Below are 19,439 nucleotides of genomic sequence, written 5' to 3'. Positions count from 1 at the left end.
GTTAATCGCCTATCTACATCGGTGGTGCCGCTGGCACCGCACCGCCGTCTCAGCCGAGAAAACGCTCGGCCAGCTTGACCCAGTAGGTCGCGCCGATGGGCAGGCAGTGGTCGTTGAAGTCGTAACCCGGGTGGTGCAGCAGGCAGCTGCCTTCGCCCTGGCCGTTGCCGATCACCAGGTAGCTGCCGGGGCAGCGTTCCAGCATGAAGGCGAAATCCTCGCTGGCGGTGAACGGCTTGAGGTCGTGGATCAGCTGTTCCTCGCCCAGCCACTCGCGGGCCACGTCCCGGGCCAGGGCGGTTTCGGCCGCGTGGTTGATCAGCACCGGGTGGCAGTGCTGGTAGTCGATCTGCGCCTGGGCGCCAAAGCTTGCGGCCTGGCCGTGTACCAGCTCGGTGATGCGGCGTTCGAGCAACTGCCGGACCTCGGGGGTCAGGGCGCGCACGCTGATGCTCATGTCGGCCGAGGCCGGGATCACATTCGACACGGTCCCGGAATGGATCGCGCCGACGCTGACGATGGCGGTGTCCAGGGGGTCGATATTACGCGCGACGATGCTTTGCAGGGCGACCACGATCGAGGCGCACACCAGCACCGGGTCGACCGCCTTGTGCGGCACCGCGCCGTGGCCGCCGTGGCCGAGGATCTTCACCGTCACCGTATCGGCCGAGGCCATGAACGGGCCGCTGTAGAAGCCCAGGTGGCCGGTGGGATGGCCGGGAACGTTGTGCATCGCGAACACCGCGTCGCAGGGAAAACGCTCGAACAGGCCGTCGTCGAGCATGGCCCTGGCGCCGCCCAGACCCTCTTCGGCGGGCTGGAAAATCAGTTGCAGGGTGCCTTTGAAGTGGCGCGTGCGCGCCAGGTGTTGCGCCGCCGCCAGCAGGGTCGCGGTGTGTCCGTCGTGGCCGCAGGCATGCATCACCCCGTCGATCCGACTGGCGTGGGGCACGCCGCTGGTTTCCTGAATCGGCAGGGCGTCCATGTCGGCCCGCAGGCCGAGGGAGCGGCCTGCGCCGTTTTTCAGGGTGGCGACCACGCCGGTGCGGCCGACGCCGGTACTGACCTCATAACCCCATTCGCGCAATTGTCCGGCCACCAGCTCGCTGGTGACGAACTCGGCGAAACCCAGTTCGGGATGCGCGTGGATCTGGCGGCGCAGGGCGATCATGGCGCTCTGTTGCTCGGCAATCTCGGGTAGCACGTAGCGGGGGTTCATGGTGGGGCTCCTCGGTCAGGTCCTTGCCTGCTCGGACCCGTCGGGCGAATCGTTGAGGCGCTGTCGGGTCGATCTTAGGCATCGCTCGCGCTGCCGGGGAGGCTCAGTTTGGTTATGATGACAACCCGAAGTTGTCACCTGGGCACGCAGATGAAACTGCATCAACTCCAAGCCTTGATCGCCAGCGCCGAGACCGGCAGCATCCGCGGCGCCGCGCGCTCGCTGAACCTGTCCCAGGCAGCGGTGACCAAGGCGCTGCGCGAGCTGGAAACCGCGCAGCAACTGCCGCTGTTCGTGCGCACCCCCAGCGGCCTGAACTTCACCGAATACGGCAAGGTACTGCTGACCCACGCCCGGCTGGTGCTCAAGCAACTGGAGCATGCCCAGGCCGAGCTGGATCAGCTGCGCGGCCAGAACAGCGGCCGGCTGTGTGTCGGGGTCACGCCCTGGATCGCCCTGACCCTGTTGCCCGAAGTGGTGCTGGAGTTTCGCCAGCGCATGCCCCAGGTGCGCCTGGAGTTGTTCGAAAGCCTGATGGCGGTGGCCCAGCCGCTGCTGCGCGACGGCAGCATGGACTTCGCCATCGGCCAGTTGCACCCGTCCCAGGCGCCCCAGGACTTTGCCTGCGAGACCCTGCTGGACTATCAGACCTCGGTGCTGGTGCGCCAGGGGCATCCCCGGCAGGACGCCCGTTCGATCCATGAGCTGCTCGACCAGGACTGGACCCTGAACTACGCGCCGGACGGCCACGACGCACTGATGCAGGACCTGTTCTGGCGCCACGGCGCGCAGATCGACGAGCGCCGCATCGTCCAGGCGCATTCCCTGGCGATCCTGCAAATGCTGGTGGAACGCGCGGACATGTGTACCTGGGGCCCGACCATCCTGAGCACCGCGCCGCCGTTTCTCGGGCGCCTGGTGTCCTTGCCCCTGGAAGAGCGGTTCGAACCCCGGCACCTGAGCATCGTCACCCGCGGCAACGTCGCCCTCAGCCCCCCGGCGCAGTGTTTTACCGATTGCCTGCTGCAGGTGATCCGCCGCCATGCGCGTTCGGCGCGCAAAGAGGACCGGGCGCTGTTCGAGACCATACGCCTGCGGGTCTGACGCCGTTGGCGGGGCGGCAGGCGCTCGGGCGCAATCGTCACTACGCTGGAAGGTGCGCTCGCAGGCCTCAGGCCCCCGGGGCGCCTTTCTTCCCAGTGGCTGAGCAGGTGCCGCGGACATGCGCAAACTATGGCAAAAGTATCTGGAACTGCTGGACGGCGACCTGATCATGCGGGTCTTCGACAACGTCAAGAACCTGCTGGTCTGCGCCTTGCTGTTCGCCGCGGGGACCAACGCACTGCACGGCGACCATCAGCTGTTCATGGGGCTGTTGGGTTCCAGCCTGACCGGCTGGGGGCTGATCGCGGTGTCGGCGCTGCTGATGCTGCTCAATGTCTGCGACGGCCTGCACCGGCTGGCCAAGCTGCGTTATCACAGGGTGCTACAGATCGGCTTGTTCCTGGTGTACCTGATCCTCGCGGTGCGCGTGGTGGAGATCGTCTGGAACTTCAGGGCCGATTAGCCGCCTTCCTGGCAACACCAATGCCTTACAAAAAACGGCTATCGGCCGCCGCGCCAATGCCCTATACAGAGAACGGCTGCCATCGCTCGCGGCGATACCGGCACCCGCCACCCACTAAGCAGGAGATGGACATGTTCAGGTTCCTCACGGTCACAGAGTTGGAGCACACCCCTCGGCATCGTCATGGCGGCTCCGTCAGCGGAGCCATTGCTGCCTGGGAGCTGCGAAATCTGGCTCTCAATACCAAGGGGTTTGTCACATGTCCAAAGAATTACTCGGAGTTTCTGCTGTAGGGCTGATGGTGCTGGGCGAGTTCTGCGCGATCTACAGCGAAGTGGTCGCCGCCCGCCTGGCGCATACCGGCAACACGTCGTGGCCGGAGCTGGCGTTGCCTGTGCTGATCATGTGTTTCGCCGGCATCTGCCTGATCGGCGCCTATTGGCTGGGGTACCTGGCGGTGGGCGATATCTGGATGATCACGGTGGTGTCGGTGACCTCGCTGTTGCTGCTCGAGCCGCTGGTGATCTGGTCGGTGTTCCGTGAGCTACCGGGGCGCGGCACTTTGATCGGCTGCTGCCTGGGGGCGCTGGGCATGCTCTCGGCGGTGTTTCTGTAAAGCGCGCAATGACTCGAAGACGGCCTGGCGGTGCTCCCGCTAGGCCGTTTTTTTGTTCGTGTCGATGGTTCGGTGAGGCTAAGGGGCGGCTGCGGTTTGTGCATCGAAGGCCGCCATGGCCATGGGAATCATCGCCAATAGCCGCGACTTGCCGATTCCGTCCCGGGCCTGCACCGATAACCCATGCAGCAGCGTGGCATAGCAGTCCCCGAGGGACATCACGTCGGTGCGCCCGGGCAGTTCGCCAGAACGCACGGCCTGTTCCAGGCGCTCGATGATGGAGCGGGTCCTGTCGCGGCGATGTTCGGCCAGCCACTCTCTGATGCCGTCGTTGCCCGCCGAGCAATTGGTGGCGGCAGACACCACCATGCAGCCCAGCGGACCGTCAGGCTGGGTGTAGAGCTCGATGGCTTCCCTGAGCATGCGCTCGATGGCATCGCGCGCACTGATGTCGTCGCCCAGGGCGGCATCGGCAAAGGCGCCGTCGCCTGACTCATAGAGTTCGATGGCTTCGCGAAACAACGCTTCCTTGGAGTCGAAGGCCGCATAGATGCGCGCCGAGGCAATGCCCAGCGCGTCCACCAGGTCGGACATCGAGGTGGCCTCGAAGCCGCGTTGCCAGAACACATCGCGCGCCTTGTACAGGGCCTGCTTTCGGTCGAATTCGCGGGGTCTGCCAGCCATGGTCCATCTCTTGATTCAGGGGGATTGGCGCCAATTATTGGTCGATCGACAAAAAAATCAAGCCGTCGTCTTGACGGCGTATCACGGGCGCTCCTATTGTTTGTCGGTCGACAAACAACAGGAGTTGGACGATGAAAACCCTCAAGGGACCGAGCCTGCACCTGGCTCAATTCAGTGATGCGGCACCGCCATTCAATACCCTGCCCGCCATTGCCGCCTGGGCGGCGGGGCTGGGGTTCAAGGCGCTGCAACTACCGGCCTGGGATGAGCGCCTGTTCGACCTGCGCCTGGCAGCCGCCAGCCAGGATTATTGCGATGAGGTCAGTGGCACCCTGGCCGAACATGGCCTGGTGATCAGCGAACTGACCACCCACCTGTTCGGCCAGTTGGTGGCCGTCCATCCCGCCTACGACACCTTGTGCGACAGCTTCGCCCCACCGGCTCTGCGGGGCGACAGTGGGGCCAAGACCCAATGGGCCCTCGAACAGCTGCAACTGTCCGCCAAGGCTTCGCGCCGGCTGGGCCTTTGCGACATGGGGACTTTCTCCGGTTCTTTCGCCTGGCCCTATTTCTTTCCGTTTCCGCAACGCCCGCAGGGCCTGGTCGACTCGGCGTTCAAGGAGCTGGCCAGGCGCTGGTTGCCGATTCTCGATGCCTGTGACGAGGAGGGGGTGAACCTGTGCTACGAGATCCATCCGGGCGAGGACCTGCATGACGGCGTGACGTTCGAGATGTTTCTGGAGCAGGTCGGCAATCACGAGCGTTGCAAGATGCTCTTCGACCCCAGCCACTTCGTCCTGCAGCAGCTCGACTACCTGGCATACCTGGACATCTACCACGAGTTCATTCGCATGTTTCATGTGAAGGATGCCGAGTTCAATCCCACCGGCCGCCAGGGCATCTACGGCGGTTATCAGCCCTGGGTCGACCGGGCCGGGCGGTTTCGTTCCCTGGGCGACGGCCAGGTGGATTTCAAGGGGATCTTCTCCAAGCTGGCGCGCTATGACTATGCCGGCTGGGCGACCCTGGAGTGGGAGTGCTGCCTGAAAGACCAGGAGCAGGGCGCGCGGGAAGGCGTGGCCTTTATCAACCAGCACATCATCCAGGTGACGGACAAAGTCTTCGACGACTTCGCCGGCGCCCCGCTGGACCAGGCCCGGATCGACCGACTGCTGGGCATTGCCCAGCCCTCCCATCAAGGACGCTGAGCATGGACCTTTTCGAACAGCAGGCTTTTGCCGGGCGCGACTACCGCCATGGCTACGTACCGGTGGACGGCGGGCGCATGCACTATGTCAGTGAGGGGCTGGGCCGGCCTGTGCTGTTGATCCCCGGCTGGCCGCAAACCTGGTTTACCTGGCGCCACGTCATGCAGGCGCTGGCGGGGCAGGGGTTCCGGGCGATCGCGGTCGATCTCCCTGGCATGGGAATGTCCGACAGACCCGAGCAGGGCTACGACACCGGCGCCACGGCGGCTCGCCTGCATGCCTTGATGGCGGCACTGGGTTACAGCCAATACTCGGTGGTGGGGCATGACGTCGGCATGTGGGTGGCCTACGCCCTGGCCAGCGACTACCCGCAAGCGGTGGAGAAACTGGTGCTGACCGAGGCGGTGATTCCCGGTCTGGCCGAGGCGCCGACGATCTTCGCGCCTGCGGGGCAGAACATCTTTCTCTGGCACTTCATGTTCAATCAGTTGCAGGACCTGCCGGAGCTGCTGATTTCAGGGCGTGAGGCGCAATACCTGGCTTACATGTTCGAGAAGTGGTCGGTCCACCGGGAGCGGGTCGCGGTCCAGACCTATGTCAACGCCTATTCGGTACCCGGTGGGCTGCGGGGTGGGTTCGCCTATTACCGGGCCATTCCCGAGAGCATCAGGCAGAACCGTGAGCGCGCCCGCCGCCCGCTGGAAATGCCGGTCCTGGCCATTGGCGCCGAACAGGCCACCAACGATGCGCCGTTGCTGACGATGCAGGGCAATGCGCTGAATCTTCAGGGGGCCATAGTGCCCGGGTGCGGTCACTTCATTACCGAGGAGGCGCCCGAGGCATTCGTCGCCCATCTGCTGCCGTTCATCGGACAGGGCTGAGCCACGGCGCCAGCCTGCCTTTTTGCGGCCTGTTCAGGGATGGTTCAGGACCTGTCCCTGCAACATGGCGGCCCGCAAGCCCAGCCCCGGGGCAGCAATCATCCGACGGATCAACCATGGATCACCACCGCATTCGTATCCAGACGCTGGGCGTCTTTCTGCTGGCCCTGTTCCTGTTTTCCTTTGGCATCTGGGACCAGCCGGCGCAAGGTTTCGACGGGCGCTGGTGGTTGTTTTTGCAGGAGATGTTCCGCCACGGCGCCAGCCTGTTTCCCACCACCTACGGCGAGCCTTACCCGGACTATCCGGGCACCGCCACCCTGTTCAGCTATGGCTTCGCCCAGCTGTTCGGCGCGCCCAACCAGTTGGCCAATATCCTGCCCACGGCGCTGGCCTCGGCCGGTGTATTGGCGCTGCTGTACCGACTGCTGGCACCCTTCGACCGCAGTTGGGCGCTGTTGGCCGTGCTACTGACGGCGCTGACTGCGCAACTGCTGGAGAAGTCCCGTTCGGTGTGCCTGGACCAGATGGTTTCGTTGCTCTGCCTGGGCTGTTTCTACCTGCTGCACCGTGGCGAGCAATTGGCTTCGAGATGGCGCCAGTACGCGGTCTTCCCGTTGTTCGTGATCGCCTTCGCCATTCGCGGCCCCCTGGGGCTGATCGAGGTCTGTGGCGTGGCCTGTACCTATTGGGCATTCGGGAGCGTCCGTCGGCCAGGCGATGGCTGGCGGCTGGTGAGAAAGGTGCTCGTCCATGGCCTGATCGGCCTGCTCCTGCTGGCGGCCTGCTGGTGGGCGCTGATGCAGCTGGCGCAGTTCAGCGGCGGCGAAGCCTTTGCCCGGCAGGTCTACCAGATGCAGGTGAGCGGGCGCCTCGATGAGAGCGGCGAGCCGTTCTACTTCTACTTCCAGCTCAGCCTGTACCGTTACTTCCCGGTGGTGCCGATGGCGCTGGCGACTCTGTATGTGCTGCGCCGGCAATGGGCCACGCGGCACACCGACGCCGACGCATTGTTGCTGGTACGCCTGGGGGCTTGCGGCCTGATGCTCCTGCTGGGCTTGTCGGTGCCGCACTTCAAGCGCGCCTATTACATCCTGCCCATGGTGCCGCTGTTCGCGGCGGTGGCGGCGTACGGCCTGCTCAAACCGCAGCGTTGGTTGTTCCGGGTGCGCGAGTTTTACCTTGGCCTGGTGGCGGTGTTGCCGGGGCTGTGCGTAGTGGTGCTGCTGGTCTGTCGGCACAGTTGGCAGAAGCACGGTTACTGGCCGGCGCTGTCATTGCCGCTGATGATCGCGGTGTTTTTTGGCTTGCAGGTACTGGCGCTGCATGTCTGGAAAATCACCCGCAATGCACCGGCGCGGCGCCTGGTGCTGCTCAGCCTGTTGGCCCTGGCGGCGCAGTGGTGGTTGCTGGTGAAGCTGATCGAGCCGGCCAAGGACCTGCAATTCGCCACCCGGGGTTTTGTCGAGCAGGTGGAGGGGCTGCGGGCGGAGGAGCGCGGGCCCCTGGTGTTTCTCAACCTGGGCAAGGACACCTGGGCGGTGCGCTACATGATGAACCTGGACCACGACGAGCAGCCGCTGTTTGTCAGCCAGGACGACCTGTCACCGCTGGCGGCGTTACCGCGCCCGGCCTGGGTGATCCTGGCGCGCAAGGATCGGGCGCTGCTGGCGGGCACCGTGCTGGAACAGGCGACGCCGGTCTACGAAGGGCGGCTGAACGACAATCCCTGCCTGGTGTTCGCGCTGAAGTGAAGCGCGGACAGCCCTTGGCAAGGCTGTCCGCGGACGGGGCTCATTTGTCCGACTTGATGCTGGTCCAGACCCGGGTCCGCACCCGCTCCAGCTTTTGCGGCAGCGGCTGCACCACATAGAGTTTCTTCAGGGCCTCGCTTGTCGGCGTCAGGTCGGGGTTGCCGGTGATTGCCTTGTCGATCAGCGCCAGTGAGTCCTTGTTGGCGTTGGGGTAACCGAGGAAGTCGCTGATGGGCGCGATGACTTTCGGGTCCAGCAGGTTATTCAGGAACTCATGGGCCTCGGCGACATTCTTCGCGCTCTTGGGAATGGCGAAGGTGTCGAACCAGATCGGCGCGCCCTCTTTCGGCAGGCGCCAGTCCACCACCACGCCGTTGCCGGCCTCTTTGGCGCGGTTGCCGAACTGGTAGAAGCTGCCGGAGTAACCGATGGCCACGCAGATGTCGCCGTTGGCGATGTCGGTCATGTACTTGGCCGAGTTGAAGTAGGTGACGTAGGGGCGGACCTTGAGCATCAGGTCCTTGGCTTTTTCATAGTCCTGGGGGTTCTGGCTGTTGGGGTCCAGGCCCAGGTAGTGCAGGGCAAGCGGCAGGATTTCCGACGGCGAGTCGAGCATGGCCACGCCGCAGGACTTGAGCTTCTCCATGTTCTCCGGCTTGAACACCAGGTCCCAGCTGTCCACCGGTGCGTTGTCGCCCAGGGCCGCCTTGACCAAAGCCTTGTTGAAGCCGATCAGCACCGTGCCGTACATGTAGGGCACGCCGTACTGGTTGCCCGGGTCGTTGCTGTCCAGCAGCTTGAGCAGCGCCGGGTCCTGGTGGCTCCAGTTGGGCAGCTTGGACTTGTCGAGCTTCTGGAACACCCCGGCCTTGATCTGGGTATCGAGGAACTGGTTCGACGGCACCACCAGGTCGTAGCCCGAGTTGCCGGTGAGCAGCTTGGCTTCCAGGGATTCGTTGGTGTCGAAGGTGTCCCAGGTGACCTTGATCCCGCTGTTCCTGGCGAAGTCCTTGGGCACCGACGGCAGGATGTAGTCGGCCCAGTTGTACACCCGCAGCTCGCGCGGTTCGGCCTGCGCCGCGCCGGTCAGCAGCGTCAGCCCACAAGCGGCGGCACCCAGTATGCGTTTTATCGTGGCCATGAATTCTTCCCCAGCGTGGCGATGGTTTTTATGTTCTGTACACGGCAGGCGGTCCCTTGAAAGGGCAAGGGAGAAGGGTGGTTCTGCTGAACCTGCAGGTCGCTGAGCCAGCGTTCCGGGCTTGATTCTTGCCGAGGGCCCCGGCGCTGCACAGCACGGGGTTGGCCAAAAGGGGATCGTAATGGCCATTGATCGTGGCCGGGGCGGGTACTGATGCCTATTGGGGTCAGGCAATGAAGCCCGGTATCTGCGGCACCCGTTCGGCCAGGTATTCCATGAGCAAACGCACGCGCAGGGGCCGGTAGCGGCGCTCGGGATAGATCAGGAACGCCTCGTTCGGCGGGCCGCTCCAGTCGGGCAGGACCCGCACCAACCGCCCGCTTTCCAGCAGGTCGCTGACCAGCCAGGCCGGAGTGATGCACAGGCCGGCGCCCTGCAGCACGCCGTCGCGGATGGCCAGCGAGCTGTTGGTTCGATAGCGCCCTTGGGCGGTGACGCTGACCTTTTCTCCCTGGGGGCCGCTCAGCTCCAGGCGATCCCCCGCGGCCAGCCAGGCGAAGCGCAGGAAGTCATGGGCGCCCAGATCGGCCGGGCTGTTCAAGGGCGCATGCTGGCGCAGGTATTGCGGCGCGGCCACCAGGTAGCGCGGCGACGTGGCGATGCGCCGGGCGATGGCGTTGGGCGGCAAGTCGCCGCCCAGGCGCAGGGCCAGGTCGACGTTTTCCTCGGTGAGGTCGACGAAGCGATCGTTGAGGATCAGCTCCACCTCGATCTCCGGGTATTGCGCCATGAACCCCAGCAACAGCCCATTCAGGTGCAACACCCCGAGGCTCACCGGCACATTGACCCGCACCAGCCCCGCGGGGCGCTCGGTCAGCCCGCGCACCTCGGCCACGGCCTCGCCGTATTCCTCCAGCACGGCCTTGGCCCGTTCGTAGAAACGCTTGCCCTGTTCGGTCGGGGCCAGCCCGCTGGTGCCCCGGGTGAGCAGGCGGGTGCCCAGCTGTTTTTCCAGAGCGGCGACCAGCTTGCTGACGGTGGGCTGAGTGCTGTCCAGCTCGCGGGCGGCCGCCGACAGGCTGCCAAGCTCGACGGCGCGGACGAAGCAGTGCATGGCTTTGAGGCTGTCCATGGGTATTCGATATCGGAATGGGCGGTATGGAGTTATGCCTTCTATCATGGCTATTTCGCATGGAGCAATCTGGCCGCCTCAGCCTGACGGCTTCAAGGAGATGCCTGGAATGAAAACCCTGCACTTTTGCCTGCCCCTGGCGTTGACGGCGCTGCTGGCCGCCGGCTCGGCCCTGGCCCAGGAACACTGGATCACCACCTGGATGGCCAGCCCGCAGCCCACCTGGAGCAACGAATTGCCGCTGCCGACGCGGATTCCCGAGGCGCTGACCGATAGCACCGTCCACCAGCGGCTGCGGATCAGTGTCGGTGGCAGCCAGATACGTGTGGTGCTTTCCAACGAGTACGGCAAGCAGCCGCTGCTGATCGGGGCGACGCGGGTCGCGGCCATGCCCGAGTCCGTCCATACCGGCCCCGGGCAAATCCTGACGTTTGGCGGCCAGCAGCAGGTCAGCATCGCGCCGGGCGAGACCCGAACCAGCGATCCCCTGGCGCTGACCGTGCCGGACCTCAGCGATCTACGGGTCTCGCTGTACCTGCCCCAACGCACGCCACTGACCACCTTCCATTGGGATGGCAAGCAAACCGCCTTTATCACCCCGGGCAACCAGGTCGATACGCCGCGACTGGAAGGCAAGGAGCAGGTGGAAGCGCGGCTGTTCCTCAGCGACATCCTGGTAGACGCCCCACCCGACAGCCGAGCCCTGGTAGTGCTCGGCGATTCCATCACCGACGGTAATGGCTCGACCCTGGACCACAACCGGCGCTGGCCGGACTTCCTCGCCCAGCGCCTGGCCAAAGATAAAGTCGCCGTGCTCAACGGCGGCATATCCGGCGCACGCCTGCTCGAAGACGGCATGGGCTCCAGCGCGCTGAAGCGTTTCGAGCGCGACGTGCTGGGCAAACCCGGGGTGAAAAGCGTGGTGCTGATGCTGGGTATCAACGACATCAGCTGGCCCGGCACCGCTTTCGCGCCAAACGCGCCATTACCTTCGTTGGACGGGTTGATCGCCGGTTATCAACAATTGATCGATCAGGCCCATCGCCACAACATCCGCATCATCGGCACCACGCTGCTGCCCTTCGAAGGTGCCCTGGAGGGCAGCGTCATCGAGCACTATCACAGCCCGCGGAAGGAACAGTTGCGCCAGGCGCTCAATCAGTGGATGCGTAGCAGCCAGGCGTTTGATGCGGTGATTGACTTCGATCAGATGACCCGTGATCCGCAGCATCCAACGCGGTTGTTGCCGAGGATCGATTCGGGGGATCACCTGCACCCGGGGGATGAGGGGAATAGGGTGATGGCGGAGGGGGTGGGGTTGGAGGGGCTTTTTTGAGTGTTTAGTAGATGCGCGGCAGGTCGTGCTGCCGCGCCGTGCTTTCGCGGGGTGTTCTACTTCAGCGATGGCGTGTGGCGACTGCCATCAATCAAGGCATCCACCACAGCTCGCGCCATCTCCACCGAGTGCACCAGGGACCAGATCAAACCGCGCTCGATGCCACTGCCGCGCTCGGTAATTTCATCGGAAACCTCCTCGGCGCTTTTCAGCAGCAGGGAGACGTGGAGCAGGGCTTCTTCGGCGTTGATGCCTTCTCGAACCGAGAACAAAGAATCGCGACTCACCGGGATACTGATGGTTTTCTTCAGTGACTGAATCAGAGACGCATCAGCAGGCTGAACTGACAGTTTCTGCCGGATCTGCTGATTGGCCAGATCGTGTTCGAGGTTTCTGACGCGGTGGGTAGCAGTGCGGGGCGGATCGGGAACGAGCTTTTTCATGGTGTAACTCCTAATCGATGGTAGGAGCCTTCACCGTCGCTGCTAAACGATAGGGTGGCGGCCGTTCGCAGGTTAGCAGTACCGGTCGACTAGGAACCCGGCGCACCTGAAGGTGCCCTGCGCACGGCCGCCATAAAACGGAGCCCAAAAAACGCCACGTAGACGGCGGCGTTGTGCGCCTAATCGATTGCGAGCTGCTAAACCCGATCACTGGATTTGCAGTGACGAATCGAGGCTAGCCAGTGCGGGGCGGTAGGCGCAAGTGGCTGGGAGTTTCTAGGAAAATTCGCACAATAGAAAGAGACTTAACGCTGCTTCGGGGGAACGCATGCTCGGTCTGCAATTGATCTGCTATTGCGGGGAGCGGGACATGGTAATGGTGATGTTGGAACGCTGAGGCCAGAGCCAACAAAGCCCGCACAAGGAGGGCTTTGTTGGTGCTTCGTTTGGGCGGGGTCGAGGCCCGGTGTATAAGGGGGCTTGCTTCAACTGGGCATACACGCTGCCTGTTGCTGCGTTTGCTTCGGATTGGTGAGCTCCCTTAGCATCTGAACCGCTACAAGAACCGTAAGCTCCCCATTTTTGTTACCTCGCAGCAGATGATTTTGATGACATTGGCTACCACTACGGGATTGACTGCACTGGGCAGATATTCGAAGGGCGAGACATCCGCCTGCAAGGCTCAAGCGTTTTGAAATTCAACACTGGCCTGATCGGCATCGTCCTGTTGGAAAACCTGACAACGCCGGAAGAGGGCGGCGACTGGGTTGCTAAAGGCCGCATAGCCCTTGACCACCTCGGCTACAGCACAACAAACGTGATACCAGCCGTCCAAATTGATGCGTTGATGCATTTGATCGAGGCTCTGAAAAGCGTCTTCGTCCTCAAGAACTTTGGCGGTCACAGGGAGTACCCTGGACAAGCCTTGGAAGGAAAAATCTGTCCCGGAAATATCGGGATGGAATTGGTCAGAAACATCAGAGCCAAAACAAAACTGATGCCTCCACCGGCGCCGAAAGAATGAAAAAACTATTGATCGCAGCAGCGCTGGCGTTATGGGCCGTGCTCTATATCGGCTACTACGAAGCACTGGAGGATGGTGACATTGAGACGATTCTATTCATCAAGAAGCATCCGACCTTTCAGGTGAAGTTTTACAACATCCACGCCAATGATGGAGAGATCAGGCAAGTCGAACGCCTCACGGAGGAGGAACGAAAGTGGATCATCGACTACTGCAGATATCGGCTCGGTATCGAAACTGAACTGAAAACCCAGAACGACGTTGAGATGTGTAGAAAGAAGTAGCAGTCTGCTGGACCAGTAAAAAAGTACAGGCCTTGGAAAAATGGCTGGTAGAGCGCAGGTTTGGATCGGCTATGAGCGCGAGTTGTTTTCCATTACGGCTATTTATCGATGAAATGGCGGAAGGCCTGACGACCCTCCGCTCGGGTAATCATTTACCTAAATGTGCTTTTACTTTGTTGGCCATGACACCAACTACCCTGACTGCATCCTTGATCTTCTCCTTTGATACACCGAAGTGATCAGACCAGTAATTCAACTCATAGGGTTCATGTACGTTGATTTTTGATGAGTCCTGGGGCCGGCGTTTGGTGAGATCATCTGGCATTTTGTTTCTCCTTGTGTGGGTTGGTGCTGAACAAGGAGGCTAGCAGTGCGGTTCATTGTTGCGGGGTGGAGCTGAGCAAAACCGATGATCGGCATCGTAGATGCCGGCGACCAAGGAGTGATCGTGTTGGTGGCATGTCAGGCGTATGTCAGGGAGGTGGCGCAGCAAGTATGGCTGTTTGACTTCTCTTTCAGTGGATATTCGACCTATCGAGATATCCGAAGAATCCCATTCCTTCAAAGGAGGAGTGGCCAGAAACGACAAAGCCCGCACAAGGCGGGCTTTGTTTTGCTTCGTTTGGTGGAGCCGGGGGGATTTGAACCCCCGTCCGCCAGTACTCCGCTGTCGGTACTACATGCTTAGCCGTGTCTATTGAGTTAACCCTCAGCGACCCGACGGGCAGGGTGCTTTGGGCGAGTTGTGTAAGTTTTAGCCGCTTCGTCCACAACGTACTGCACGGCGATTCTGTTCTGTATGACAATCATTTCGGGTTTACAGACATCCCCTGATGATTGCTGGACCCGAAGGTACCAGAAGGAAGGCTAGCGCCGCTTACGCAGCGAGAGCGTATTCCCCGTAGGTTTCGTCATTGGCAACTATAGGAAGTTGCAACAGTGGATTTACGAGTTCTGTTACCAACTCGGCATGCACCTAAAGTTTCGCAACCGGCGTCGAATCCTAAACGGCCCCGAACCTGCTGTGCATTACCAGCAGGTTTGTGCAGTCTACGCCAAAATGGCTCGCAAGGCCATCCCGAAGGCGGGTTGTCTGTGGATCAGTAGCCGCTCTGGCCGCCGCTCTGGATGGCTTGAATCGCCCGGGTGGTCAGGGCGATGCATTCCTTGGTGCCTTCTTCGGTGTTTTTTGCCTGGGCCGCCCTGGCCTGTTGCTCGGTGGCCTCGATGTTCGCTCGCAGGTCTGCGGACTGGAGGCTGGCCTTGCTGCTGTCGATGGTCTGCAGGTTCATCTGGCACAAGTCTTCCTGGCTCCCGGCGAAACCGGGGGAGGTCAGCACCGAGGCGATGACGAACAGGCCCGATACTACTGCGCGTTTCATAGGTGTCTCCTTGAGCGAAGGGCCAGGCGTCGCTGGCATCGGCATGCATTGCTGGTTTGTCTTGCTCAATGGACTGCATGACAGGGCCTGGGTTCTATTTTTCCGCCGGACGTCTCAGCAGCCGAACGCACCAGCAGGCCAGGGGGCGTCCCTGGCCTACCGGGCCGCTCAGCCTTGCCGAGCCCGGGTCACCCGGTCCACCAGGTACACCAGCCCGTGGTAATCGATGCCGCCATGCTGGCTCAGGCCGATCTCGCAGGTGCGGCTGGTGGAGAGGCCTTCGCTGCAGTGCTGCACCGCGTCCTTGAGGCTGCGCAGGGCGTGGGCGTTGAGCTGCGGCGTGGTGAAGCCCTTGTCGCCGGCGAAGCCGCAGCAATGGATGCCTTCCGGGATGACCACGTTGGTGCTGCAACGCCGCGCCAGGTCGATCAGCGCCTGGCTCTCACCCAGATGCTGGGTGCTGCAGGTGACGTGTACCGCCACTGGCGCTTCCTGGGGAGTGAACTCGAGCTTGTCCATCAGGTGGGTGCGGATGAAACGCACCGGGTCGTACAGATCCAGGCGTACCTCGCCCAGATCCTGCACCAGGCGCAGGGTGCAGGGGCTGGTGTCGCAGTAGATCGGGTCGAGGCCGCCCCGGCTGGCATGGAGCAGGGCGCCGATCAGTTCCTGGCGCTTGTGCTCGGCCTGTTCCGCATAGCCCTTGGAGGCGAACGGCTGGCCGCAGCAGAGGTTCTCCACATGCTCCGGAATCACCACCTGATAACCGGCCTTTTCCAGCAGGTTGCGGGTCTTGTCGTAGAGCGAACTCTGCTCTTTGTCCCCGGCTGCCGGGCCCATGACCCGCGAAACGCAAGCCGCCAGATAGACCACCCGCGGCCGCCGGTCGCCGATCGGCGGGCTGAAGCGAATGGCCCGTTCCGGCTGCGGCATGGCGTTGGTCCACTGCGGCACCTGGCCCTTGGACAGCCGGGTCAAGGTCGCCGAGACCCTGGCCAGCCGCGGAGCTCCCAGCAGCCGGCGCGCGCCGTTGGCCACATATAAAGTGAAGCGTGCGCCTTGCAGGGTGGTGGCGAAGTGGGTTCCTAGCCACTCGGCGGCCCCGGTGTGGGTCGCACCTTGGCCGCGCAGCTTTTTCACCAGCTCGCCGGTGTTGATGCCCACCGGGCAGCGCTGGGCGCACAGGCCGGTGGCGGCGCAGGTGTCGAGGCCCTGGTACTGATAGGCCGCTTCCAGTTCCGTGGTGTCGATGCCGGCACGTTTGCGGGCCTGGATATCGCGCCAGATCACGATGCGCTGGCGCGGGCTCAGGGTCAGCCCCTTGGACGGGCACACCGGCTCGCAGAAGCCGCACTCGATGCACTTATCCACAATCTCGTCGGCCGCCGGCAGCGGCTTGAGGTGCTTGAGGTGGATCTGCGGGTCCTCGCTGAGCACCACGTCCGGGTTGAGAATGCCGTTAGGGTCGAGCAGGCGCTTGAGTTGCCACATCAGCTGGTAGGCGTCGCTGCCCCATTCCAGCTCGACGAAGGGCGCCATATTGCGCCCGGTGCCGTGTTCGGCCTTGAGCGAGCCGCCGAATTCCACGGCCACCAGTTGCGCCACGTCGTCCATGAAGGCCTGGTAGCGCGCCACTTCCTTGGCGCTGTTGAAGCCCTGGGTGAAGACGAAGTGCAGGTTACCCTCCAGCGCATGGCCGAACAGGATCGCCTCGTCGTAGCGGTGCTTGTCGAACAGCGCGATCAGGCGATTGACACCGATGGCCAGCTGCTCCACCGGGAAGGTCACGTCTTCGATGATCACCGTGGTGCCGGTCTTGCGCACCGCGCCGACGGCGGGGAAGGTGTCCTTGCGGATCGCCCAGAGCTTGGCGTTTTCCTTCGGGTCTTCGGTGAAGTCGACCTGTTTTTCCACCGGGAAGGCGGCCAGGGACGTCATGATCTGCGCCAGTTGTTCCTGCAGCAGGGCTGAGGACGCGGCGCGGGACTCGATCAGCAGTGCGCAGGCATTGGCCGACAGCTGCCGGACGAACGCCGGCATCCCCGGTTTGTCCTGCACCGAGCGCAGGCTGCGGCGGTCCAGCAGTTCCACGGCGGACACCGGCTGGCTTTTCAGCACGCTCACCGCGTTGCAGCAGGTCTCCACATCGGGGAAGACGATCAACGCCGAGGCCTTGTGCGGATGATCGAGCACCGTGTCGTAAGTCACCGCGCTGATAAAGCCCAGGGTGCCTTCGGAGCCCACCAGCAGGTGGCTGAGGATCTCCAGCGGCTCGTCGAAATCCACCAGGGCGTTGAGGGACAGGCCGGTGGTGTTTTTCAGTCGGTACTTGTGGCGGATCTTTGTCGCCAGCTCGCTGTTGGCCCGGGTCTCGCGGCCCAGGGTGGCCAGACGTTCCAGTAGTTCACCGTGGCTGGCGCGAAAGGCCGCGACGCTGGCCGCGTCTTCGGTGTCCAGGCGAGTGCCGTCGGCCAGCACCAGGCGCAGGCCGGCCAGGGTGTGGTAGGTGTTTTGCGCGGTGCCGCAGCACATGCCGCTGGCGTTGTTGGCGACTATGCCGCCGATCTTGCAGGCGTTGATCGAGGCCGGGTCGGGGCCGATCTTGCGCCCGAACGGTGCCAGCCAGGCGTTGGCCTGGGCGCCGATCACCCCCGGTTGCAGGCGGATCTGCTGGCCCTGGTCGCGGATCTCGCGGCCGTTCCAGTTATCCCCAAGGACGATCAATACCGAGTCGCTGATGGCCTGCCCGGACAGGCTGGTGCCGGCGGCGCGGAAGGTCACCGGCACGCGGTCGCGTTGGGCCAGCTGGAGCAGGGCCACCACTTCGTCTTCGGACTCGACGCGGATCACCAGTTGCGGAATCAGCCGATAAAAACTCGCGTCGGTACCGAAGGCCAGTGTGGAGAGCGGATCGTCGAAACGCCGCTCCTGGGGAATCAGTCGTTGTGCATCACGCAGAAAAGCCGCTGGTAGACTCATTGGTCCTCCAGAATCAGCACCACCAGGTCTTTCGGGCCGTGGGCGCCGTAGGCCAGGACTTGTTCGATATCGGCGGTCTTCGACGGACCGGACACCAACAGCGCGTTGGTCGGCATGCCCTGGGCCCAGGCGTATTCCTGCTGCACCTGATAGAAGTTGTCGCGGATCTCGCTGGCCTTGAGCAGGGCGAAATGCACCGGTGGCACCAGGCTCATCAGCCGCGGCTCTTCGCGGGTCGGCCAGAGGATCAGGCTGCCGGTGGCGGCGATGGCGCCGAGGGTGGTGGTGAGGCTGGCCGGGGTGTCGTTGAACAGCTCGGCTTTCCATTCCTCGACGGGCCGGTCGTAGGCCTTGAGCGTCGGCAGGCCGGGATGCTCGGCCCAGTATTCGGTCACGCGTTGGCCGTGGGGCGTGCTCGGGGCGATCAGCAGGCTCGGCAACTGGCGCTCGCCCAGCAGGCGAGCGAGCAGCGCCGGCCAGTCCTGGCCGCTGGTCAGGTGGATTTCGGTGTGCACCGCTTCCATCTGTTTACGCAGTTGCGGGATGCGTTGTTCCGGGGTGTAGGTATAAGGCTCCGTGACCAGCGCCTCGTCGAAGTTATCCACAATCGGCGTGGTGCCGGCGAGGCTGTTGTGCAGTTTGCCGAGGATGTTCTGTTTAGCGCTCATCGACGTTCTCCCTGTTTGGCCAGATGCTCGCGGGCCAGGTCGTGCAGCGACCGGGCGGCAGGTTTTGGCGCGCTGTGGTTCTGGGTCCAGGGGCCGACATTGTTCGGAGTCAGTGCGCGCAGGCGGGTGGCCGCCAGGCTGAACAGACGATACAGGGTCGGCGAGCTGTTGAGCCGGGCCCAGGCGTTCCAGATGAAACGTTCCTTGCGCGAATACTTGCTGCCCTGGCCGCGCATCACTTGATGCGGGCTGTCCGGGGCCTTGACGTTCTCTTCGCGCAGGCGCCGCAGCAGGGCCGGGATCGGGATCTTCACCGGGCACACTTCGCCACAGGCGCCGCACAGCGACGAGGCGCTCGGATGGTCCGGCACCTTGGCCAGGCCGACCATGTGTGGGGTGATGATCTTGCCGATGGGGCCGGGGTAGACCTCGCCATAGCTGTGGCCGCCGATGCGGGTGTAGACCGGGCAATGGTTCATGCAGGCGCCGCAGCGGATGCAGTTCAGGGTCTGGCGCAATTCGCTGTCGGCGAAGGCCTGGCTGCGGCCGTTGTCCAGCAGCACCAGGTGCACTTGTTGTGGGCCATCGAGTTCATGTTCCTGGCGCGGGCCGGCTCGAGCGACTGATGCAGGACGAGCGCATCATTCGCCACCTGGGCAAGCTCAAGAGCGTGCCGCGTAACGCGCAGATGGTGCTGGACGTGGCAAAGGAAAAGGGCAGCTTCGGCGCCTTGATCGCCGACTGGCCGGTGACCGATATCGTCGGTTTGTGGAAGTACCTGGCCAAGCATGGCCATCAGTTGGGCGGCCTGTCGGCCCCGCGCTTTTTACGGATGGTCGGCAAGGACACCTTCGTGCCCACCAACGATGTGGTGGCGGCGCTGAATGCGCAGCAGATCATCGACAAGGTGCCCAGCAGCCTCAAGGACCTGGCCACGGTGCAGGGCGCCTTCAACCAGTGGCACGCCGAAAGCGGCCGGCCGCTGTGCCAGATCTCGATGATGCTGGCGTATACCGTCAACCACTGATCTGAGTGTGCTCTCTGGAGTGCCGCGTTATCGTTCATCGCGGTCAAGCCTCGCTCCTACAGAAGCAGCATGCGGTTCCCGTAGGAGCGAGGCT

General features: G+C 63.2%; 18 protein-coding genes, 1 other RNA gene and 2 pseudogenes. 10 read left to right on the top strand and 11 right to left on the bottom strand.

The annotated features are described in order from the left end of the window. Positions 1-49: 49 nt before the first annotated feature. The gene (locus ACQKQA_RS06780; RefSeq protein WP_427554793.1) at positions 50-1,219 is read right to left on the bottom strand and encodes a M20 aminoacylase family protein; all 1,170 of its coding nucleotides are present in this window, start codon (positions 1,217-1,219) and stop codon (positions 50-52) included. A gap of 114 nt (positions 1,220-1,333) precedes the next feature. Here ACQKQA_RS06780 and ACQKQA_RS06775 point away from each other — a divergent pair, with 114 nt between their 5' ends. The 3 genes from ACQKQA_RS06775 to ACQKQA_RS06765 all read left to right on the top strand — a co-directional run bounded on the left by ACQKQA_RS06775 (position 1,334) and on the right by ACQKQA_RS06765 (position 3,402). Further along, positions 1,334-2,323, top strand: a complete 990-nt coding sequence (locus tag ACQKQA_RS06775) for a LysR substrate-binding domain-containing protein (RefSeq protein WP_427554791.1) — start codon at positions 1,334-1,336, stop codon at positions 2,321-2,323. A 118-nt stretch (positions 2,324-2,441) separates the two neighbouring features. Then, positions 2,442-2,786, top strand: coding sequence for a hypothetical protein (locus tag ACQKQA_RS06770; protein ID WP_427554789.1), 345 nt, complete (start codon positions 2,442-2,444; stop codon positions 2,784-2,786). A 298-nt stretch (positions 2,787-3,084) separates the two neighbouring features. Next, positions 3,085-3,402 (top strand): hypothetical protein, encoded by a 318-nt coding sequence (locus ACQKQA_RS06765; RefSeq protein WP_025809993.1) that lies wholly within the window; start codon positions 3,085-3,087, stop codon positions 3,400-3,402. Between the two features lie 78 nt (positions 3,403-3,480). Here ACQKQA_RS06765 and ACQKQA_RS06760 read toward each other — a convergent pair whose 3' ends face one another. Further along, positions 3,481-4,086, bottom strand: coding sequence for a TetR/AcrR family transcriptional regulator (locus ACQKQA_RS06760; RefSeq protein WP_427554787.1), 606 nt, complete (start codon positions 4,084-4,086; stop codon positions 3,481-3,483). A 131-nt stretch (positions 4,087-4,217) separates the two neighbouring features. Here ACQKQA_RS06760 and ACQKQA_RS06755 point away from each other — a divergent pair, with 131 nt between their 5' ends. The 3 genes from ACQKQA_RS06755 (at position 4,218) to ACQKQA_RS06745 (ending at position 7,929) form a co-directional block, all read left to right on the top strand. Beyond that, a complete protein-coding gene (locus tag ACQKQA_RS06755) occupies positions 4,218-5,294 on the top strand; it encodes a sugar phosphate isomerase/epimerase family protein (protein ID WP_427554785.1) in 1,077 nt (358 codons plus the stop codon). Between the two features lie 2 nt (positions 5,295-5,296). After that, on the top strand, positions 5,297-6,175 hold the full coding sequence (locus ACQKQA_RS06750) for an alpha/beta fold hydrolase (protein WP_427554783.1): 879 nt from the start codon (positions 5,297-5,299) through the stop codon (positions 6,173-6,175). 116 nt (positions 6,176-6,291) lie between these two features. Continuing rightward, positions 6,292-7,929: a hypothetical protein gene (locus ACQKQA_RS06745; RefSeq protein WP_427554781.1), complete on the top strand. Its 1,638-nt coding sequence runs from the start codon at positions 6,292-6,294 to the stop codon at positions 7,927-7,929. A 40-nt stretch (positions 7,930-7,969) separates the two neighbouring features. Here the strand turns inward: ACQKQA_RS06745 and ACQKQA_RS06740 are convergent, their stop codons facing one another. Further along, positions 7,970-9,070 (bottom strand): polyamine ABC transporter substrate-binding protein, encoded by a 1,101-nt coding sequence (locus ACQKQA_RS06740; protein WP_427554780.1) that lies wholly within the window; start codon positions 9,068-9,070, stop codon positions 7,970-7,972. 226 nt (positions 9,071-9,296) lie between these two features. After that, the gene (locus ACQKQA_RS06735) at positions 9,297-10,202 is read right to left on the bottom strand and encodes a LysR substrate-binding domain-containing protein (protein WP_427554778.1); all 906 of its coding nucleotides are present in this window, start codon (positions 10,200-10,202) and stop codon (positions 9,297-9,299) included. Between the two features lie 109 nt (positions 10,203-10,311). Between ACQKQA_RS06735 and ACQKQA_RS06730 the strand changes: the two genes are divergently transcribed. Continuing rightward, positions 10,312-11,538, top strand: a complete 1,227-nt coding sequence (locus ACQKQA_RS06730) for an SGNH/GDSL hydrolase family protein (RefSeq protein WP_427554776.1) — start codon at positions 10,312-10,314, stop codon at positions 11,536-11,538. A 56-nt stretch (positions 11,539-11,594) separates the two neighbouring features. On the opposite strand, the gene ACQKQA_RS06725 is transcribed toward ACQKQA_RS06730, so the two are convergent. Then, on the bottom strand, positions 11,595-11,981 hold the full coding sequence (locus ACQKQA_RS06725) for a DUF6124 family protein (RefSeq protein WP_427554774.1): 387 nt from the start codon (positions 11,979-11,981) through the stop codon (positions 11,595-11,597). A gap of 613 nt (positions 11,982-12,594) precedes the next feature. Here ACQKQA_RS06725 and ACQKQA_RS06720 point away from each other — a divergent pair. Both ACQKQA_RS06720 and ACQKQA_RS06715 read left to right on the top strand, forming a co-directional pair. Next, positions 12,595-13,005: a hypothetical protein gene (locus ACQKQA_RS06720; protein WP_427554900.1), complete on the top strand. Its 411-nt coding sequence runs from the start codon at positions 12,595-12,597 to the stop codon at positions 13,003-13,005. Beyond that, positions 13,002-13,289 (top strand): hypothetical protein, encoded by a 288-nt coding sequence (locus tag ACQKQA_RS06715; RefSeq protein ID WP_427554772.1) that lies wholly within the window; start codon positions 13,002-13,004, stop codon positions 13,287-13,289. Before ACQKQA_RS06720 ends, ACQKQA_RS06715 begins: the two co-directional genes overlap by 4 nt. A 148-nt stretch (positions 13,290-13,437) precedes the next feature. Here ACQKQA_RS06715 and ACQKQA_RS06710 read toward each other — a convergent pair whose 3' ends face one another. The 6 genes and pseudogenes from ACQKQA_RS06710 to ACQKQA_RS06685 all read right to left on the bottom strand — a co-directional run. Further along, positions 13,438-13,614, bottom strand: coding sequence for a DUF3606 domain-containing protein (locus tag ACQKQA_RS06710; RefSeq protein WP_427554770.1), 177 nt, complete (start codon positions 13,612-13,614; stop codon positions 13,438-13,440). A 298-nt stretch (positions 13,615-13,912) separates the two neighbouring features. Then, positions 13,913-14,304, bottom strand: a transfer-messenger RNA (tmRNA) gene (ssrA, locus tag ACQKQA_RS06705). Between the two features lie 85 nt (positions 14,305-14,389). Beyond that, positions 14,390-14,671 (bottom strand): hypothetical protein, encoded by a 282-nt coding sequence (locus ACQKQA_RS06700; RefSeq protein WP_427554768.1) that lies wholly within the window; start codon positions 14,669-14,671, stop codon positions 14,390-14,392. A gap of 168 nt (positions 14,672-14,839) precedes the next feature. Then, positions 14,840-17,650, bottom strand: coding sequence for an FAD-binding and (Fe-S)-binding domain-containing protein (locus tag ACQKQA_RS06695; protein WP_427554766.1), 2,811 nt, complete (start codon positions 17,648-17,650; stop codon positions 14,840-14,842). Then, complete coding sequence (locus tag ACQKQA_RS06690) at positions 17,647-18,318, bottom strand: LutC/YkgG family protein (RefSeq protein WP_427554764.1); 672 nt, start codon at positions 18,316-18,318, stop codon at positions 17,647-17,649. The genes ACQKQA_RS06695 and ACQKQA_RS06690 overlap by 4 nt, the downstream gene beginning before the upstream one ends. Then, a pseudogene (locus ACQKQA_RS06685) lies at positions 18,315-18,932 on the bottom strand (lactate utilisation protein LutB domain-containing protein); the annotation flags it as partial. The gene ACQKQA_RS06690 and the pseudogene ACQKQA_RS06685, both read right to left, overlap by 4 nt. On the opposite strand from ACQKQA_RS06685, the pseudogene ACQKQA_RS06680 reads away from it, so the two are divergent. After that, a pseudogene (locus tag ACQKQA_RS06680) lies at positions 18,923-19,345 on the top strand (DNA-3-methyladenine glycosylase I); the annotation flags it as partial. The pseudogenes ACQKQA_RS06685 and ACQKQA_RS06680 overlap by 10 nt on opposite strands. Positions 19,346-19,439: the final 94 nt, after the last annotated feature.

The organism is Pseudomonas sp. NPDC089530, assembly GCF_050280705.1.
Lineage (GTDB): Bacteria > Pseudomonadota > Gammaproteobacteria > Pseudomonadales > Pseudomonadaceae > Aquipseudomonas.
This window is presented reverse-complemented; position numbering and strand designations above follow the sequence as displayed.

Excerpts from the sequence above, each read along its gene's own strand:
- ACQKQA_RS06760 (WP_427554787.1), bottom strand. The coding sequence starts at position 4,086 with ATGGCTGGCAGACCCCGCGAATTCGACCGAAAGCAGGCCCTGTACAAG.
- ACQKQA_RS06695 (WP_427554766.1), bottom strand. The coding sequence starts at position 17,650 with ATGAGTCTACCAGCGGCTTTTCTGCGTGATGCACAACGACTGATTCCC.
- ACQKQA_RS06710 (WP_427554770.1), bottom strand. The coding sequence starts at position 13,614 with ATGCCAGATGATCTCACCAAACGCCGGCCCCAGGACTCATCAAAAATC.
- ACQKQA_RS06740 (WP_427554780.1), bottom strand. The coding sequence starts at position 9,070 with ATGGCCACGATAAAACGCATACTGGGTGCCGCCGCTTGTGGGCTGACG.
- ACQKQA_RS06755 (WP_427554785.1), top strand. The coding sequence starts at position 4,218 with ATGAAAACCCTCAAGGGACCGAGCCTGCACCTGGCTCAATTCAGTGAT.
- ACQKQA_RS06725 (WP_427554774.1), bottom strand. The coding sequence starts at position 11,981 with ATGAAAAAGCTCGTTCCCGATCCGCCCCGCACTGCTACCCACCGCGTC.
- ACQKQA_RS06735 (WP_427554778.1), bottom strand. The coding sequence starts at position 10,202 with ATGGACAGCCTCAAAGCCATGCACTGCTTCGTCCGCGCCGTCGAGCTT.
- ACQKQA_RS06770 (WP_427554789.1), top strand. The coding sequence starts at position 2,442 with ATGCGCAAACTATGGCAAAAGTATCTGGAACTGCTGGACGGCGACCTG.
- ACQKQA_RS06775 (WP_427554791.1), top strand. The coding sequence starts at position 1,334 with ATGATGACAACCCGAAGTTGTCACCTGGGCACGCAGATGAAACTGCAT.
- ACQKQA_RS06745 (WP_427554781.1), top strand. The coding sequence starts at position 6,292 with ATGGATCACCACCGCATTCGTATCCAGACGCTGGGCGTCTTTCTGCTG.
- ACQKQA_RS06715 (WP_427554772.1), top strand. The coding sequence starts at position 13,002 with ATGAAAAAACTATTGATCGCAGCAGCGCTGGCGTTATGGGCCGTGCTC.
- ACQKQA_RS06750 (WP_427554783.1), top strand. The coding sequence starts at position 5,297 with ATGGACCTTTTCGAACAGCAGGCTTTTGCCGGGCGCGACTACCGCCAT.
- ACQKQA_RS06700 (WP_427554768.1), bottom strand. The coding sequence starts at position 14,671 with ATGAAACGCGCAGTAGTATCGGGCCTGTTCGTCATCGCCTCGGTGCTG.
- ACQKQA_RS06765 (WP_025809993.1), top strand. The coding sequence starts at position 3,085 with ATGGTGCTGGGCGAGTTCTGCGCGATCTACAGCGAAGTGGTCGCCGCC.
- ACQKQA_RS06690 (WP_427554764.1), bottom strand. The coding sequence starts at position 18,318 with ATGAGCGCTAAACAGAACATCCTCGGCAAACTGCACAACAGCCTCGCC.
- ACQKQA_RS06780 (WP_427554793.1), bottom strand. The coding sequence starts at position 1,219 with ATGAACCCCCGCTACGTGCTACCCGAGATTGCCGAGCAACAGAGCGCC.
- ACQKQA_RS06730 (WP_427554776.1), top strand. The coding sequence starts at position 10,312 with ATGAAAACCCTGCACTTTTGCCTGCCCCTGGCGTTGACGGCGCTGCTG.